Below are 17,540 nucleotides of genomic sequence, written 5' to 3' on the forward strand. Positions count from 1 at the left end.
TTTCCACTTCGATTTTTTGACGCCATTTACTTTTTAAGAATCTTCTCTGTCACAACAGCTTTTTCAGTTTTCACTTTTACATAATAAACACCAGCTGTCAAAGCGCTCATATTAATTTGTGTATTCGTACTGCCCAAACCTCCTCTTAAAACGGTTTGCCCCGCAGATGAATACACTTCGTAGCTTTCAAGTTTATTTTTGCTTTTAATCGTTAAGTTATCCAGAACAGGATTAGGATAGAACTGTAAACCAGCCTCAACAGCAGTTTCTTCTACGGATAATGATGAGCATGTTGCAGAGGTTGCCAGTTTAGCAAAAAAGAAATCTGATTTTGTACTTCCTGCAGCATTACTTATAGTTGCTATATTGTCATTAGCTGCGGTAAACAATTGCTGATGTATAAATCCACCTAACATTATGTTATTATCATTGTCAACAGCCACGGCAGTAAAATGATCCTCCTGACCATAGCTTCCCTGTATTTCGTAAGTTCCATTCACAACGCCTGTATCTTTGTTGAATCTTACAAGTAAAGGATCGGTACGATCATTTGCTGGTCTAATCATAGGATAATTACCCCAAACTTCTCGTATGCTACCTTTAGCAAAAAGAACTTCATTACCCTTGATAGCGATAGGCATTCTTGCATTCTCCATTGCTACTTGAGTAGAACCATCTGATAAAGAGGTCGGATAAGTACACCAAATGACATTGCTTGATGTATTTGTTGTTCCCAGCTTCATTACAAAACTAATAGGTCCATTTAAAGGGGTAGAAAAAGTGTAATCACCACCAAACGAAACTGTATTATTAACTGTCCCAAATTTTCCCGAAATATAAATATCACTTGTAGTAGGATCTTTTTTTAGTCCTGTGAGAAACATTGCTCCAATAGGATTATTAACGGTCTGCTCACGTCTCCATAATTCTACAAATGTGGTGCTATTAAATGCCAACAAAAATCCTGAACCATTTATTGGAACATTGTTATATGAGAGAGCATTACCGTTAGTTCCGCTTCCTTCAGTGTTTCTAGAACCCGCTACATAATACCTGCTATTTACTTCATCATACATAAAACTTAAGTAACCGACCTTAAAAGTTGTAGTACCACTAAAAGGAAGTAAAGACGGTGTTCCAACAATATTTCCATTTGTATCATATTTCACCAAATAATACTGAAAATTTAGGCTTGAGTTGTAAGAGCTGGGTACCGTAACCATTCCATTAAGATGATTTCCATTTAAAAGCCCCACAATCACATGAATATTATTTTGTGAGTCCATTATCGGTGGGCTAAAATCTATTGCACTATTCAATGCTGATACGTCTCCCTGAAAATCTTTTCTCCACACCAAATTACCATCTGCAGAATTGTATTTTAGTAAAAAGCCAGATCTTAACGCTTCCTGAGGATCCATAAAATTGTTACTCACTAAAGGCAGAACATTATTATCACCAAAACGTGGAGGAAGATATTGACTGCTGCTAACACTGGAACCATTACCCACACCAAAAGTCAAATACAGACCACCATTATTATCTAAAACTATTTTTTGAGCATTCTCCGTCATATTCCCACCTCCACCAATCGTTCTCTTCCAACGTACATTCCCTTGGCAATCAGTTGAGAATAATACAATATCTTTGGATCCGTAATTACTGACAGGCTGACCATCTAGTAAAGGATTGCTATCATACATAGAGGTAATATAATAGCTATTGTTTTGGTTATCAACTGCAATATCCAAAATATGCTCATCCATTGATTGAGTGAATCCCACTGTTGGATATCCATTAGTTGCCCCTCCTGTTTTAGCCCATTGGTAGGTGTAGGTTTGGCTTTGAAACAGCACAGAAAACAGTGTCGCTGCAATTAAGTAAATGTTCTTTCTCATAATAATTTTTGTTTAGGAATACGAAAATAGTAATTAAAATTGTAAAATTTTATTCAATAACTTGTTTGTTTAATATCTATCTTAATTCTTAACAGTATAGACGTAAACTAAAATCAGATGCCCCCAAAAGGGGCATTCTGAATTTTAGAATAAGGATTATTTCTTAAGTAACTTACCTTGTAAAGGGTCGGCAGTTGTAACTACCGATACTAGGTACATCCCTTGCAGCCATTGGCTTACATCCAATTTCGCCTCTCCTTTATAACCTTGCAATTTCTGCTGGTATTTAAGAATACCGCTCTGATCATAGATATAAAGTGTTTTAGCTTCAACCTGACTGTTTCCAGTATTGTAAGAAATTTTCACTTCTTCTTTGGCCGGATTTGGAACAAAAGAAAGTTTACTTTCTGTTTGTACGTAAGCAGGTGCTGTCTTACTATAAACACCATCATCAAAAATAATTTTTACCAAGACCTTACATCCCTCAACATTTGCTGTAACCAGCATTTCATCTACACCACCTGGAAAACTTGAGTTTGGCGTAAAAATAAGAGGATTCATTGGTGAACTTCCTCCTCCAGATATTGTCATACTTCCTGGGGAATAATTTCCAAATCCGTTTGCACTTGAAAATGTTACTGTAACAGATTGCGTTCCGAAATTAAAAATATCTCCGAAAATTAAGTACGTGTTGCCTTCTCTTTTCACGCTTTTGACAACAACTTCAATTTTACATTCTCTTGGTGCACACCAAGGATTATTTACAGATGGAGTAATATTCATGTCACCAGACTGAAGTGAGCATGAACCTTGCTGTAATAAAAGGTTATAAGTTCCTGTGTTCTGTGGCCAATAAGGATCTACAAATCCAGGAGATCCTCCCTGTTGCATATTTCCGAAATACTGCCATTCATGATTGGTAAACGTTCCTAAAGGACCAACAATGTATGCATCACCAGGACACATATCATAACAGCCCGTAGGGAAAATCCACATTAGGTCTTCAACACTGTGTGGAACAGAAATCTGAACACTTGATTTACATCCCGAAGTTGCCGTATAAATCACTTGATACAAACCACCTTTTGTTACTACGATTGATGAGCCAAAAGCTCCGTTACTCCAATTATAAGTTCCGGATCCTGGATTTTGAACAGTTAATTCCACTTGATATGGCAAACACTGAATAATATTCACATTGACAACCGGTGCAGATGGTGGACTGCTAACCGTAACAGTAAAATTGGAGATTCCATAACAAGAAGGATCATTTGCAGACCAAACTCTTAAACTATACACATAAGTTCCTACGCTGAGCGCACCTGTAGTCAAAGAAATAGGCGTTGCCGAGTTCCCAGTCTGCACCACAGTATTAGCACCTCCATTATAACTTTGACTCCATTCATATTGGAGGTTATTGTCTGCAACAACTCCCTGCAAGGTAACCGTATTATTTTCGCAGGCTTGAGAACTTCCGACAATACTTACTTGTGGAGCCTTCCGGATTGTTACAGGTATAGGTGTACTTGCCGATGTTTTATCTAAACAGCCAGTACTTGCATCAGTTAAAATAACCCAATAACTACCCGACTCTGTCGGAGTAAACGTAGGCGATGAAGCTGCTCCCACTGGAGTATTACCATTCATCCATTGGTAGTTTAAAACAGATGCCCCAGCGACGAATGCATAAATCTGTGGCTGTGTAGCACTGCTTTCACAAACATCTAAATTAGCAGTAAAGAATTGAGGGTTTAGATTTGCTTCATTAACTGTAATTGGAAGATTTGTACTTGAGTAGGTACAACCATTAGGTGTAGTAACTTCTAATTGTACAAAAGATCCCAAAGGATTTAAAGCATTAAAAGTAATATTAGTATTTATATTGTTGGCTATATAAGATGTTCCAGCAAATTTCCATTTGTAAATGTGATTGAGAAGATAATTTGCAGCCGGTATCGTTAAAGTAATAACTTCTCCTTTACAAACTGTTGTACTAGAGGCTGTAAATTGAAGATCTGGCAATGTAGGCATAGTAATGCTCTCTGTGTATACACAATCCGGCATTGATCCAGGTCCATCTAATTTAATAGCAAAATTATAGCTTGTACCCGGCTGTAATCCTGTGTAAGTCACAGTTTGTCCGTTTTGCTGGCTTCCTCCATTCATCGTATAGCTGTAGGCAATTTGCCCAGACTGAATTTGTGAAAGTAATGAAGTGTCTGTGAGCGTAACGTTGTAAGTTCCATTGCTGTTACAAGTAATAGAAGCATTAAAATCAGGTTTATAATTTTTAACTATATCAAAGTTATCCTGAGTTGAGCAACTTCCATAGTTTAATGTTAATGCAACATTATGAACTCCCGCCTCCTCAACAGTAAATGTAGCAGATGTAGAGCTGCTAGATTGTAGTTGCAAGCCAGGGCTACCCACCCAAGAATATGAATTTGGACTGCCTACAAATGTTGCAGTCGCTGTAATTGTGTTACAATTCGTCCATGTCGCTGTAACGTTCAAGCTTGGATCTGGCAAAATACTACATGCAGGTAAAGTTCCACAAGATGTAGAAACGATAATGTTTTGAGAGCGTGTCTGACAACCACCTGATGTAACTATTACATAGTAATTTCCACCTGGATTAGGCTGAGAATTGTTATCAATTAAATAAGTGCTAACTGTAGCCCCAGGGATTGCTACACCATTATGATACCACTGATATGTTGCGGGAGTTCCCGATGGAATCTGAGCATTTAGTGGAATACCGTAAGTGTTAGTAGGGCATACCGAATAATGATATGCTGGGGTAATCGTAATATCAAGTTCTGGAATGATATTAAAATTCGCTGAAGCTGTAGCTACATAATTACATCCGTTAGGTGCATCAAGTTCCAGTTGTAAAGACTGAGAAATTACAGAACTGGTATTATTTACAAAATGATTAGGAATTGTAAATGTTTGAGTACCTCCTGCTGTAATAGTTGCATTTTCAGAACTATTATTAGGGAAAGTAAATGTAAGTGTTCCACTGTTAACATTTGCAGGCACATTTACCACAACACTAATAGTCGGATTTCCTTCACAAATATCTCCAGCTACCATACTGATAATTGGTAGTTCCTGCAGCGTCACCTGATATGGAATTGGAAGAGGTGGCTGACCGCACTTAACAACATTTAAAATAAGGTTTGAAACAGAATTTCCGCTGGAAATTTCATTAAAACTTACTATAATAGCATTTGGATCAGTTGGATGAGGAAGTAAGCTTCCAAAATTTGAATTTGCAAGAGTCCAGTAGAAATCGTCAGGAACTATTCCATTAAAGTTAGCGACAAATGTGGCACTGCTGCTTGGACAGAAAGTATTTTGCCCTGCAGGACCCGAAACTGAAATTGTGCTAAGATCAACTTTCTGAACTGAATAGTTAATCGGGGCTGACAAACATCCCAATCCACTGTTAGTTCGATTTTGAACGCTCACAGTAAAATTTGTTGCACTGGCATTGAATATCACAGTAACCGAGCTGCCAGTATTACTTCCCTGTATTGTACCGTTTGTAACACTCCACACAGGAATAAATCCAGCGTTGGTAGGACTCAGAGTATAGGTATACGGAACTCCTGCACATACCAGTTGATCACCTGCAATGCTTCCATTAGGAGAAGGCGGTACAGGTAATGCTTTCACAACAGTACCTTCACCGACACAACCTCCCGGAGTATGAGCTGTAATAATGTAGGTTCCTGCATTTGCGAACGGATATTGGAAAGGATTTGCAGTTGTTTGTGTAAATATTACAGAACCGTTGTAAGTTACATCCCACGTTACATTTCCTGAACCGTTGCTATTGAAGGTCAGTGAGTTTCCGGTACATACTTCAGACTGTCCTCCAGTAATAGTTAATGGCTCTGTGACAACTATAGTCAACGTTTCACTTTTACCTCCACAACCCAATAAGGTGTTATTGTAGATGTTGCTTAAAGTATAAGTTCCCGGAACATCAAATTTCAAGTAAATCTCATTTCTCTGAGCGCTGTAAGTCGCTTGTGCCGGAGCCGGACCATTTACATCCCATTGAACCTGTGTTGTAGGCCATCTTGGCATCTCATATTTATACTGTTTTTCAGTACAGACAGTAGTTGGACCACTAATCACAGCACGGTCAATAATTACAGGAACTTTAACGATAGTCCACGCAGGGCATCCGCATTCAGATCTGTATTTGATATATCCAAAACCATCCGCAGGATCAACCTGATCCCATCTGATCTGGATTTCATTTCCGTTGACTGATAATTCTGTTCCTCCAATTACTTCCCACTCTCCTTTGCAGCTATTGTTTGCTGTATAAGTATGTTCTGTATTTTCACAAACTACTCCTACACATGAAATTTCAATAGGTACAGCTTGCATCACTTCAACAGACATGCTATATTCATTTGTACAATTACATTGATTTGTGACTAATAATCGTACATTGTAAGTCCCTGGAGAAGCGTAAGCATGTGAAGGTTCAAAGACGCTAGTCGTAGGGCTACCATCTCCGAAATCCCAAACATAGTTTACAATTCCAGTACCATTTCCTGCATCTGATAAATTATCAAAGTACACAGGTGTATTTTGACAAACTCTTGGATCTCCTCCACCTGCAATTTTAAAATCGGCGCGTGGTCCGTCAATTTTTTCAATACAGATTGTTTTTGTTTCCTGTGTATTATTGCTGTAGAGTATTGTAATAACTACAGCCCCACTACCAGCTGGCCCCCAAGAAATATTTGCACTGTAGGGACTGCTGCTTGTTGAATTAACATTTCCCCCGGCAGCACTCCAAGTGACCGAAGAAATATTGTTTGTCGTGGAATTTAAAGTGTAGTTTACAGTCGAATTCTCACAGACCCGTACACAGGATCCCATACCTATAGTCTCCCAGGTTTCAATGTTTTCCCTCTCTTTCGGATCTGAGGATTCGACATTGGTACAGCCAACCTGAAAGTCCCAGGTAACTGTTATGCCGGTATTTTGGGAAAATCCCCAAAAAGGCAAAATTAGAAGTAGCCACACAAGCAACCACTTCCTCCTCAACTGCATCAGTTGATTGACGGTGTTTTTCATATGTAATAATTTGAGTTAGGTATCCGGACAATCCGGAATTAGTTTTTATTTTGGTGGTTTGATTGGATCAGTGGGTGAAATCACCGTTGTGTCTGATGGATAAAGAATCTGATTTTCAATTGTGTCATTTTCTGCCTTCATCAAAAAATGATCGTAATCTATTTTTTCGGTTGTCACTTCATGAATTTCTTCTGTGGTATCCTGGCGACATGAAGATAAGAAAGCCAAAGAAGCTAGTAATAGAGCGTAGTTTATAATTCTCATAAATAAAATTTGACCTAAAAGTAATGTCCTAATTCCATAGTGAAAAATTTCGGATGAGCTGCGGGAAGTAAAAACTTAAAAATAGTTTTCTAAACAAAAAAAAGAATGATAAAAACAAAAAAAAGAATGGTAAAAACAAAAAAAAAGGTTTGCGAATCCAAAGTGATTTAAATGATTTTTCACTACTTTTAGAGCGGAATTCAAACACCTCTTCAATCACTGAACATGATTAAAATCTACACTACCACTATCATTTTTTTGCTGTCGCTCACATTCTTTCATTCCCAGAGAAAAACTGATATCAATAATTTCGATTTTAATCTGATCAAGTCGAAAATTACAAAGCCTAATTTGAGAAGTACTGAAAGGAAAAAGCTGATTTTGGAGTTGATATTAGATGTGAAAAAGATAAATGACAAAAATCTTTTGTATGATTCGTACGCATTAGCATCACAATATACAACGGGGCGAGAGCAATTAAAATACGGTGACAGCATTTTGATGGTTGGAAAAATAATTGGCACAGATGCAAAAATTGCTGATGCTTATATTGCAAAAGGGATGATCTTATCTACCAACAAGGATTTCGTTAGCTCATTAGATTCGTATCTAAAGGCATATGACCTCTTAAAGAAAGGAAAAAACAGTTATATGATCAATAATTTGGAGTATAACATTGCCGATACAAAAAATTATTTAGGAATGCATGAGGAAGCCCGAACCTCATTACAGAAGACCATAGCATTTTTCAGATTGCATCATGACAAAGTAGATGGAACGGATTACAGATTGTATTACATGTATTCGTTAATATCCCTTATTGATACTAATTCGAGAACTGGAAAATTTGGAGATAACACCAATTTGATTAATGAGGGAAAGAATTTTATCAGCGTTAAACAAAATGCAGACCTTGAAACTCTTTTACCATACCTAACCAGTTCAGAGGGAATGCAGGCGTACTATCAGAAAAATTATCGGCATGCAATTAAGCTTTTAACTAAAAGCCTTAGTACCTACAATGATCAATGGAATCACTCAAACGATTATTTTTTTCTTGGAATGAGCTATTGGGAAAATGGAGAACAGGACAAGGGTATAAAAGCATTTGCTGTCCTTGATGAAGAGCTTAACAAAAACGGCAAAATTGATCCGAAATTCAGGTCTGCATTTGAAAAACTTTATGAATACTATCAAAAGAAAGAGGACAAAATTAAACAGTTTGAGTACATCGATAAACTGCTTATGCTTCATAAAGTGTATGAGAAAGAATACAAGCAGATTTTTCCTCATCTAAAAACGAAGTATGAGATTGATAAGTTGAACAGAGAAAAGCAAAACTTATCTACCTCTTTAAAAGAACAGAGATATTTTAATCTCTTTCTTATCGTATTGTCTACTCTACTTCTTTTAGGATTATTTTACAGCATTTTAAGAAGCTACAGACGAAAAAAACAATATAAGAAACTTTATGAAACTTATATACTTCAAAACTCTACCGGGTCATCATTTGAGGAAGAATCTGTTGATCATGAAATATCTTCAGATAATTTTGATGAAAAGTTTGTTGATGATAAAGAAGAATTGGATGAAATAGACGAAGATGAACTTGAGGAGGAAGAAATCTTGACTTCAAGTGGCACAATGCTCATCAACCAAACACTGGAAAAACAAGTTTTGGATAAGCTTTCCTCTTTTGAAAAAAGCAGAAAGTTTCTTAATCCAGAAGTCAGCTTAAAATCCTTAGCAGTTTACTGTGGAACAAATACTGCCTATCTCTCGAAGATCATCAATAGTCATAAGAAATGTAATTTCAAAACCTATATGGTGAACCTTCGCCTTACTTACACAATGTATTTATGGAAATCAAACGCCGCATCACGAATGTTATCAATTCAGGAAATAGCTACCAAATCTGGTTTTAGCACGGCACAAAGTTTTTCTAAAAATTTTCTAATTAAATATGAAGTTTCACCTAAATATTTTATACAACAGCTGAATAAAAACCAAAGATTGTAGCATAAATATAGGTATCAAATCTTATTAAGTGAGAAAAGTCATGGAAAGCAACCGGAACAATGCACGACAATGTCAGTCTGACCCAAATAAAGACATATAAGCATGGAAAGATCGGCTTACCCAAACTGAAAAAGATCTTAATTACAAAACTAAGTAGTTTACGAGCGAAGTCATGATCATAAATCTGTTGTTGTCTGTTTTGAAGGAGACAAATACAAAAAATATTTTGAGTAAATCTTTTTTCGATCTTTAGGTGCAGAAAATGAGAAAATGGAATGCTGGGAAATTCCAATTATAGAGGATACTGAAGTTTTTACGAATGAAAGATTCGGAAAGAAATCATTTTACCAATATTAAATTCAATGAACTGCATCTTCATCTTGAGAGGCTTCTGACATTTCTATCCGAATTAGCATTCGGGCAGGCACAAGGAAAACTGCAATCAATTCTATAAAAACAATAAGAATAGACATTGATAAAAGCTTGCAGAATTTTTGTAACGGGAAATAATTGCTATCGAAAATCGGATAACCTCAAAGGCAATATAGATTCTGAAAACAGGGTATTCTTATTAAAAAGTATCATAAATTAATATTGTATAATATTTACAACCGGCACTCTGATTGAATTAGGTCGTTTGCTCGCATATTTATAATAATTTATAATATATTAGCATGTCAAAACTTATATTATGAAAGTACAATTTACATCCGATCACCTTTCAGAATTGGAAATTCAAATTCCTGCATCGCATTTTGAATCTATTCCAAAAGTCGGGGATTATATAATGATCCAGGATTATATACAGGAAGATGAGAAACAATTATTTGAAGATCATATGAATTCAATTGATAAAATTGTACTCGGAGCGGTTAATGCTGTAATATGGAATAAAGTCAACGAAGAAAACATCGTAACGCTTTCTCTTTTTTTTGAAAATGCTGAAGATGAAGACTGATCAGCTTGTAAAGTAATGCTCATTTATACATTTCTTAGTTACGTTATAAAAATAGGTATATCTGGCATCTCAACATTGCATCACCAAATACTGATGAGGATAATATTACGATGTGGCAAGGCTCTATTTCGGACATTCAAGGGCTAAAGAAGGTCAGAAGCAAAATTTTGATTAAGATGATATCTCCTTTGGTCTTTCTTATAGATTCCCCCTGATAAAACAAAAGCTGGAAGGAAAAAATAAGATTCTTCCGTAAGCTACATTGCCATGACCACTCGCCTGACAGCTCACCATTCACGGACAATGGCTTCGTTCAAACCTATTTCTTGTGCCACAGAGTTGCTCTCGAGACATTATTTTTGGTAATTCTCTCAATGCGTCCCACCTTAAATACTAAACTATATTTTGATGCTCCATTAAATGAAAAATCCCTAAAAAGTGTCTAACCTTCTGAGATCAATTTAAAATCTGTTTCTAAGGTTGGTCTGTGATTTGTGCTGCTTTAATGATTTCAAATGAGTTTTAAATTTACAAACGTAAAATAGACAAAAACAATCCTTTGGAAATCAGAATTTTATCTACAACATATCTAACAACTCACACAAAAAATACATAAAATATTATAATGAAATTCCACATTAAAGTAAACAGCGTAAAAACCATCGAAGAAATTGAAAATTACTGGAGTAATGAAGATTACATTAAGCTCCTTGAACTGTTCAATTTTCCCGATGCAAATACAATTAAACCGGAAAATCTGAGAGAAATGCTTTTCATGGCAATCACAGATTTTGAGCCGAACGAAGCAGCAGCAACTATCTTAACATATAAATTATCAGAAAGTTTAAATGAAGGGCAGATTGCACAGATTTCTCACGATATGCTGATTGATAAAGTCTGCGAAGAATATCCGGATATAGGACTGCATTGTGATCTGTTTTCTGTCAATCAACTTCTGTATAAGGCTTATAACGGAACATTTTTAAATTGCAAAGCTACTTTGGTTAATTGTGAAATCGAAAAACCGGATGATTTTAAGGGAGAAATTACAAAGGAAATTGTGTTGAAATCATTCAACAGAGGACTTTCTGACAGCAATATCATCAAAAGATTATTTGAAGAAAAGATGACCACAGAAACAAGATTTGAGCAGGCAGAAGATATTCTGTGGAAATTAAATGATGAAGGAAATAATACTTTTTCTTTCATTACTTCTGAATATTGGCTCAATAAAGATGAGATTATCGGTTCCGAATTTGACGGAGAATCTCTTTTAGCTGAAACTGAAGCTTAAAATTAAGTTTCGTAAAATAAAAAAATTCCACAGCAAAAGTTTAGACAGCACCCAAAAGTTTAGACAAAATTAAAAGTATTAGTAAAGAAAAGAGTTTGGTGCTGTAACGTGTTCTTTCCTATTAAAATAAATTTTACATTGTACAACTTCTTTTTAGAATGATCGTATTCTAATCCTTACACTTTGTTACGTCAGAGAGTTTTATATTTTTAATTTTTTATAAGGGATTTGGTTGATGACATATTCTAAGACATAAGAGAAAATCAAAACTGCCATGAGAAATTCTGCTGACTGTCTTCTTGAAGATTTAAAAAATTAAGTAAAATTTGTATCCCTCGTTCTGAATTAGATATCCTATTGCAGTTTGATTTTTATTTAAAACATATAATCATGAAGATAGCAACATATAATGTGAATGGTATTAATGGCCGTTTATCAGTACTTATCAAATGGTTGGAGAGCGCAAAACCTGATATTGTCTGTCTTCAGGAATTGAAGGCAACACAGGATAAGTTTCCGATTGCTGAAATCAATCGGGCAGGCTATCAGGCTATATGGAACGGCCAAAAACAGTGGAATGGCGTGGCTATACTGTCTAAAGATTATGAAATGACGGAAGTCCAGAGCACTCTGCCTGGTAATGCAGATGATATTCAAAGCCGCTATCTGGAAGTGATCATAGATCAGATCGTGATCTGCTGCCTCTATCTGCCCAATGGAAACCCATTTCCGGGACCAAAGTTTGAGTACAAAATGGATTGGATCAAGCGCCTGAAAAAAAGATCCAAACAATTTATTGATATGGATCTTCCAGCCATATTGGTAGGCGACTTTAATATTATTCCAACAGAAAATGATGTTCATAAGCCTGAAAAATGGAAAGATGACGCATTGTTTCAGCCGGAAGTCAGAAGAGCGTACAACCAGCTCTTAAAAAACGGATGGACAGATTCAATCCGAACTTTATTCCCTGATGAAAAAATATATACCTTCTGGGATTATCTATATAAAGCATATGACAGAAACGCAGGTATCAGACTGGATCACATTTTACTAAGTCCGTACTTAAAATCCAGCCTGATCAATGGCGGTGTTGACAAAGAGGTCAGAGGCTGGACAAAAAGCAGCGACCATGCACCCGTCTGGATAGAACTTCACAGAAAATAAATATGCTAAATTTATCAAATGAAAGTGATAGACAAACCCCCAAAAATTTCACTGGTTAATAGAAATGTTGTGGGTTATCGGCGACCACTACTATTACAGCAGAAATTATCCTTCTGAAGATAAACAGTAAAAATTACAGTGTCGTAACACACAAAAAAATGCTGCCATAATTGTATAAGCAACGTTTCTATTTTTAAATCTTTATACGGAATTAATTTTCTCTCAGACTTTTTACATAATCTCAGAGCCATAAATCAAAGTGTTGCTTTCCAGAAGCTCCATCTTGTACCGTTAAATACTGCAAGTCTTTTAGCGCCGGCTTTATTTACATAAACAATCATTCCCGGAGCGGGATTTATTACATTCTGTACATCTTCCACGATAGGAAGAACAATAGCTTTTGATGATGATTCCAGCACCAGAATTCCATCCACTGCAGTAGTATCGGCTCCAATAATAGCTTTGGCTCCCGCAGTTTCTGCAACTTGTGAAACTAATGGCTGCATGGCTAAGGCAGAGCTAACATCCCCGTTTTGCCCGCTCAGATCCATCCATGTTCCATTAAAATATTTAATTCTGGCATCGGTTACGTTGCTGGCATCAAGAGCAATTGTTCCTTCAGCCGGAGAAAGAGGCATAGTCCGTAAATAAGGCAGAACAATTCCCTTATTTTGCCCAGCAGCAAATTCGAGAAGAACCGAGGATTTTTGTCCTGCCGGAGCCGTTCCGACGGCATCACCAATGATTATCTGAGCGTTCAGCATTGCTATCGCAGCAGTAAATGCAGTTGTATATATTTTTTTCATTTAATTTCTGATTACAATTAATAAAGTCAAATTACTAGTTAGAGACTATATGATTTTTAGGGGCAGGTCGGTGTTGAGAAACATGTCCATCCCGTATTCGCAGGTGTAACAGTATCGACCGTATAAATCTTCAGACATTTTGCAGTAGTATCGTAAACCATCATCCCGTCTACAGGTGTTGTAATTAAGGAGAGTCCTGATGTAGGTACTCTCGTTATTACAAAACCTTTGGTATTGGATTCCAGAACAGTATGCGCTCCCTTTCTGATCATTGGCCAATTTCCATTCGCTGTTCCTGCTCTGTTCAAAAGAGTGATGCCGTGCTGTGCTGAGATTCCTGCCGATGTAGTGTTAGGCAGGTTGTAACATACACATGCTACAGAATTTAACCCGTACCCACGCCCAACAGCATTGGTGGCTGTACCGACTACATTCTGATTAATGATTATCGTATTACCCGATGATGTATTCCATGGAATGGTATTGAATGCATTTCCGTTAAAAAGTTCCACTGGGAAAAGGGCTCCTCCTGCAGTTTTACTTCCATACATAGAAACCGCTCCTGTGTTACTGATTACAACCCTGATGAGTGGTGAAGCAGCGTTACCTGAATAGTTGATGATAAGTGGTGTGTTTATTTCGTACTGACTGCCATCTGCGAAACGGACGTTAATTCCCGGCGCAGGAGTTCCTGCTGATTGAAATTCAATCTCAGAACCGGCAATATTAACACCGTTCACATTCATATTAAAAGAATTGTCTAATGAGTAAATATCCAGTACAAATCCACTGCTGGTTGCCGGCTGTAAAAATGTTTTGGATGTGCCTCCATTTAAAGAAAAGTTCTCACCCCCAACCTGCTCGGTGCACTGTGCCGCAGCTGCATAGTTAAATGAAATATTTCTGATATTATTACAGGTTCCGCCTGCGCCGTTGTTGCTGCATTCAATCTGTACATCCGTCGGCATCTCTGCAGGATTGGGATTTGTTGCATCGGGATCAGTCACATCATTCGTCCTTAAAATACCGGCACGGAAATTTTGAATACCGGAGGCAAGGTTACCGGTAACAAGTAATTTAACAGTATATCCGATCTCGCATCCGGTAGGAAGATCTATATTTGAAGAGTAGGTTCTCGTAGATGAATTATACGTCACCAAAGTTGATTGATTTCCGCAACCGATACCATCAAAAACTATTGACTGCGGCGTAAATCCCATTGGATGAACAAAGGTGAACTTTGATCCGGTAATCGAACTTGGCCCGTCATTTTTAGCCTTCACAAAGAAAGTGACAACATCTCCGGGAACAACAGCCATCTTATCAGCCGTAAGCTGAGAAATTTTCAGGTCGGCAATCCGTGAAACAATAGGGAGAGGTAGTGTTTCCATGGGTCCTTTAACAAATGCCCAGGTGTCCATTGATTTCTGATCTCCGAACTGCCCTCCTGTTCCTGTAGCATTTACCCCCCAGATATGACCATTGGTATTGCTGTTTACTCCTGTACTGTTTACTGGCGGAAGATGAGAGTTGTTTTTAGGTGAGGAGTTGCTGCCGTTCATAACATTCGGAATATCTACATCATTCCAATAGACCATACTGGATTCAACCTGAGAAAGATCATTTTTATTCAGCAGATCAATGATAGTTCCGTTCTGATTATATTCCATGTCAATATATGGAAAATGAACTTCCGCTCCTTGTAACTGAACTGATATCTCTGCCTGATGTGTACCTGCTGGCAAAGGTTGTCCGGCTCCATCTTTTCCATCCCATAATATACTGTTGGCATCCTGATTGGCAAAACCAGTCAGAACAGTTTGAGTAAATGCTGCGGGAGTCGTACTACTCTTTATGATAATGGTATATTTTGCAGGTCTGTTGGAATTAAACTTAATATATCCTCCTTTGGAACTGATCTGTCCCTGTGTACCTTCTACTCCCTGTGAACTTACCTGGGTGACAACGGGCACGATCGGCACGACCTTTAGCCACGTACTTCCTCCAGGAACAGCGCCTGCGCTGGATTGGGGAAGATTGGGATCAGGAAGGGTGTAGAAAATTTTATGTGTTATTTGCTGTGTTGTAGGTGTAATGATATCAGCAGCCATGGGATTTTGTACATCAGTCGCTGAAAGATTTGTAACTGTCAGACTCTTATAAACAGATTTTAACTGTGAATCTCTGAAACCGTTATTATTAATAAAGAATGAGAAATACAGCCCGTTGTTTCCATTATTGTTAATTCTGTATGTAAATCCATCATCAGTTAAACCATATACAATTCCTCTGAATCCGTTGGTATTCGGGCTATTTGTACCATTTGTGAGATTGAGTAGGGTTGCGTATACACGACCCGGAATAAAAGCTGTATTGGAACTGTTGATTACTGAAATATCCCATGCAAATATTCCAGCGGTGGTACCCTGCGTCCAGTTGGAATCTGCCAGGATGGTTATACTTGGATCAGAAGTTCCTCTGGCAAGAAACTCAACGCGGTATATACCATCACCGCCTGAAGGTACTGTATAATAAATTGGAGTGTATTTTGTTGTGCTGTTTTCTCCAAAAAGTTTAGGTCCGCTTTTTTCCTGATCCCTGTTGAGTATCTGGCCTGCCACAGTTGCGTCATTAACTACCATATTTCCTGAAGGACTGAAAAGTCTGATCGCAGAATTGGTGGTGGCCAGCTGGGCACTTGATGCCAAAGTAATACGTTCGCCTTCTTTTGCGTAAACATAATGTGTTCCGTTAGTTGGGAAAGGCCAGCGTTCGGGATCCGGAGTAAGACTGCATCTAAGATATGCACGGTATCCAGATTTCCCGTTAGGGTATAGATCTTTGGAACCGTCCGCAAATAAAAGATTACTGCTCATCAGCATTAGAATTGCTGTTAGCATCATCTTGAAACTTAATTTCTGTTTAGCTAAATATAGATTTTTCATGAAAGAAGATTGATTGATAATATCGTCTGATGACAGATCTTTTCCGACAAGGATTTCCGTTCTTATCTAAGTTATCATTGTTGAAGGTAAAAAAAGACTAAAAATTTCTGACAGGGCTGCAACTTAACTTACTGAGAATAATTCCGACACTGTCTGAAAGAAAAAAGGAGTAAAGTCAATGCTATAAGTAGAAAGGTCATGGGTCTCTATAATTTTGAGGTGCGAAAATAATAAAAAACAAAATAAATAAATTCACATACATAATGTTATTAATCATAATTTAATATTAATAACTAATCTCAAATTATAAACACAATATGATAGGATATTAATAAAATCATATAGATTTTAAATTGGGGTAACTTCGGTAAATGAAAATGTAAAATTTGGTTAATAAAATGATAAGGATGAAATGTATTTAAGAACAAAAATTAAATGTACTTGAGCAAGTGAAAAATTTGATTTTATGCTGATATACAAAGATTTTTCCCAAAGGGACAACAGAATATATTTGCTGTGGAAAATCCGATAACCTTATTGTAGTTTAAAACCGTTGTGAAAGATAAATTTGAATACCACAGTCAATCACCAAGAAATATGCATACAATTATTTGAACTCTTATAGAAATTTATGATCATAAATCTTCAAAGTACGGTCAGCACATCACGAAAAAAACCTAAAGTAGGAAACAAAAAACATCCGTATTCTACAGCAGAGAGTTATGTCTTACTTCAAAAGATCATACGATTTTCGATATTGATAAAAGGGGCAGCATTAAATATTACTTGTTATACAATCTAAGAATCTCTACCAGTTCTGGTATAGATCGTATTTTAAGCTTGTCAAACAATCTGTTTTTATATGTACTGATCGTAGATGAGTGGAGATTAAATTGATTGGCAATTTCTTTAAGGGTAATTCCTTCTGCAAGCTTCGTTGCAATTTGCAGTTCGCGGTCAGAAAGCGTTTCGAAAGGAGAATTTTTTCCCGAGCCGGTTAATGATTCTGCAAACATCGCATCTTTTACGTTGTCACTGACATATCGGCCCTTCGTGAGCATCGCAATTAAAGCAGACTCGATT

At 37.0% G+C, this 17,540-nt stretch carries 10 protein-coding genes; 4 read left to right on the forward strand and 6 right to left on the reverse strand.

Annotated elements, in window-relative coordinates:
• Positions 1–26: 26 nt before the first annotated feature.
• The 3 genes from IC610_RS19080 to IC610_RS19090 all read right to left on the reverse strand — a co-directional run bounded on the left by IC610_RS19080 (position 27) and on the right by IC610_RS19090 (position 7,268).
• Positions 27–1,898: a T9SS type A sorting domain-containing protein gene (locus IC610_RS19080; RefSeq protein WP_191738328.1), complete on the reverse strand. Its 1,872-nt coding sequence runs from the start codon at positions 1,896–1,898 to the stop codon at positions 27–29.
• 156 nt (positions 1,899–2,054) lie between these two features.
• Complete coding sequence (locus IC610_RS19085; protein ID WP_191738330.1) at positions 2,055–7,004, reverse strand: PKD domain-containing protein; 4,950 nt, start codon at positions 7,002–7,004, stop codon at positions 2,055–2,057.
• Positions 7,005–7,049: 45 nt separating this feature from the next.
• Positions 7,050–7,268, reverse strand: coding sequence for a hypothetical protein (locus tag IC610_RS19090; protein WP_191738332.1), 219 nt, complete (start codon positions 7,266–7,268; stop codon positions 7,050–7,052).
• Between the two features lie 225 nt (positions 7,269–7,493).
• On the opposite strand from IC610_RS19090, the gene IC610_RS19095 reads away from it, so the two are divergent.
• From IC610_RS19095 to xth, 4 genes are all read left to right on the forward strand, one after another.
• Entirely contained in the window at positions 7,494–9,287 is a 1,794-nt protein-coding gene (locus IC610_RS19095; protein WP_191738334.1) for a helix-turn-helix transcriptional regulator, read from the forward strand.
• 691 nt (positions 9,288–9,978) lie between these two features.
• Entirely contained in the window at positions 9,979–10,245 is a 267-nt protein-coding gene (locus IC610_RS19100; protein ID WP_191738336.1) for a hypothetical protein, read from the forward strand.
• Between the two features lie 625 nt (positions 10,246–10,870).
• Entirely contained in the window at positions 10,871–11,539 is a 669-nt protein-coding gene (locus tag IC610_RS19105; RefSeq protein WP_191738337.1) for a hypothetical protein, read from the forward strand.
• A 390-nt stretch (positions 11,540–11,929) separates the two neighbouring features.
• Complete coding sequence (gene xth / locus IC610_RS19110; protein ID WP_191738339.1) at positions 11,930–12,706, forward strand: exodeoxyribonuclease III; 777 nt, start codon at positions 11,930–11,932, stop codon at positions 12,704–12,706.
• A 254-nt stretch (positions 12,707–12,960) separates the two neighbouring features.
• Here xth and IC610_RS19115 read toward each other — a convergent pair whose 3' ends face one another.
• The 3 genes from IC610_RS19115 to IC610_RS19125 form a co-directional block, all read right to left on the reverse strand.
• Entirely contained in the window at positions 12,961–13,512 is a 552-nt protein-coding gene (locus tag IC610_RS19115; RefSeq protein ID WP_191738341.1) for a hypothetical protein, read from the reverse strand.
• Positions 13,513–13,568: 56 nt separating this feature from the next.
• Complete coding sequence (locus tag IC610_RS19120) at positions 13,569–16,457, reverse strand: DUF11 domain-containing protein (RefSeq protein WP_191738344.1); 2,889 nt, start codon at positions 16,455–16,457, stop codon at positions 13,569–13,571.
• A gap of 782 nt (positions 16,458–17,239) precedes the next feature.
• On the reverse strand, positions 17,240–17,540 hold a 301-nt coding region (locus tag IC610_RS19125; protein WP_191738346.1), incomplete at its 5' end, for a helix-turn-helix domain-containing protein.

The sequence above is a fragment of the Chryseobacterium caseinilyticum genome (assembly GCF_014837145.1).
Classification (GTDB): Bacteria; Bacteroidota; Bacteroidia; order Flavobacteriales; family Weeksellaceae; genus Chryseobacterium; species Chryseobacterium caseinilyticum.

Coding starts and splice junctions, on each gene's coding strand:
- xth (WP_191738339.1), top strand. CDS start 11,930: ATGAAGATAGCAACATATAATGTGAATGGTATTAATGGCCGTTTATCA.
- IC610_RS19095 (WP_191738334.1), top strand. CDS start 7,494: ATGATTAAAATCTACACTACCACTATCATTTTTTTGCTGTCGCTCACA.
- IC610_RS19085 (WP_191738330.1), bottom strand. CDS start 7,004: ATGAAAAACACCGTCAATCAACTGATGCAGTTGAGGAGGAAGTGGTTG.
- IC610_RS19100 (WP_191738336.1), top strand. CDS start 9,979: ATGAAAGTACAATTTACATCCGATCACCTTTCAGAATTGGAAATTCAA.
- IC610_RS19090 (WP_191738332.1), bottom strand. CDS start 7,268: ATGAGAATTATAAACTACGCTCTATTACTAGCTTCTTTGGCTTTCTTA.
- IC610_RS19105 (WP_191738337.1), top strand. CDS start 10,871: ATGAAATTCCACATTAAAGTAAACAGCGTAAAAACCATCGAAGAAATT.
- IC610_RS19080 (WP_191738328.1), bottom strand. CDS start 1,898: ATGAGAAAGAACATTTACTTAATTGCAGCGACACTGTTTTCTGTGCTG.
- IC610_RS19115 (WP_191738341.1), bottom strand. CDS start 13,512: ATGAAAAAAATATATACAACTGCATTTACTGCTGCGATAGCAATGCTG.
- IC610_RS19120 (WP_191738344.1), bottom strand. CDS start 16,457: ATGAAAAATCTATATTTAGCTAAACAGAAATTAAGTTTCAAGATGATG.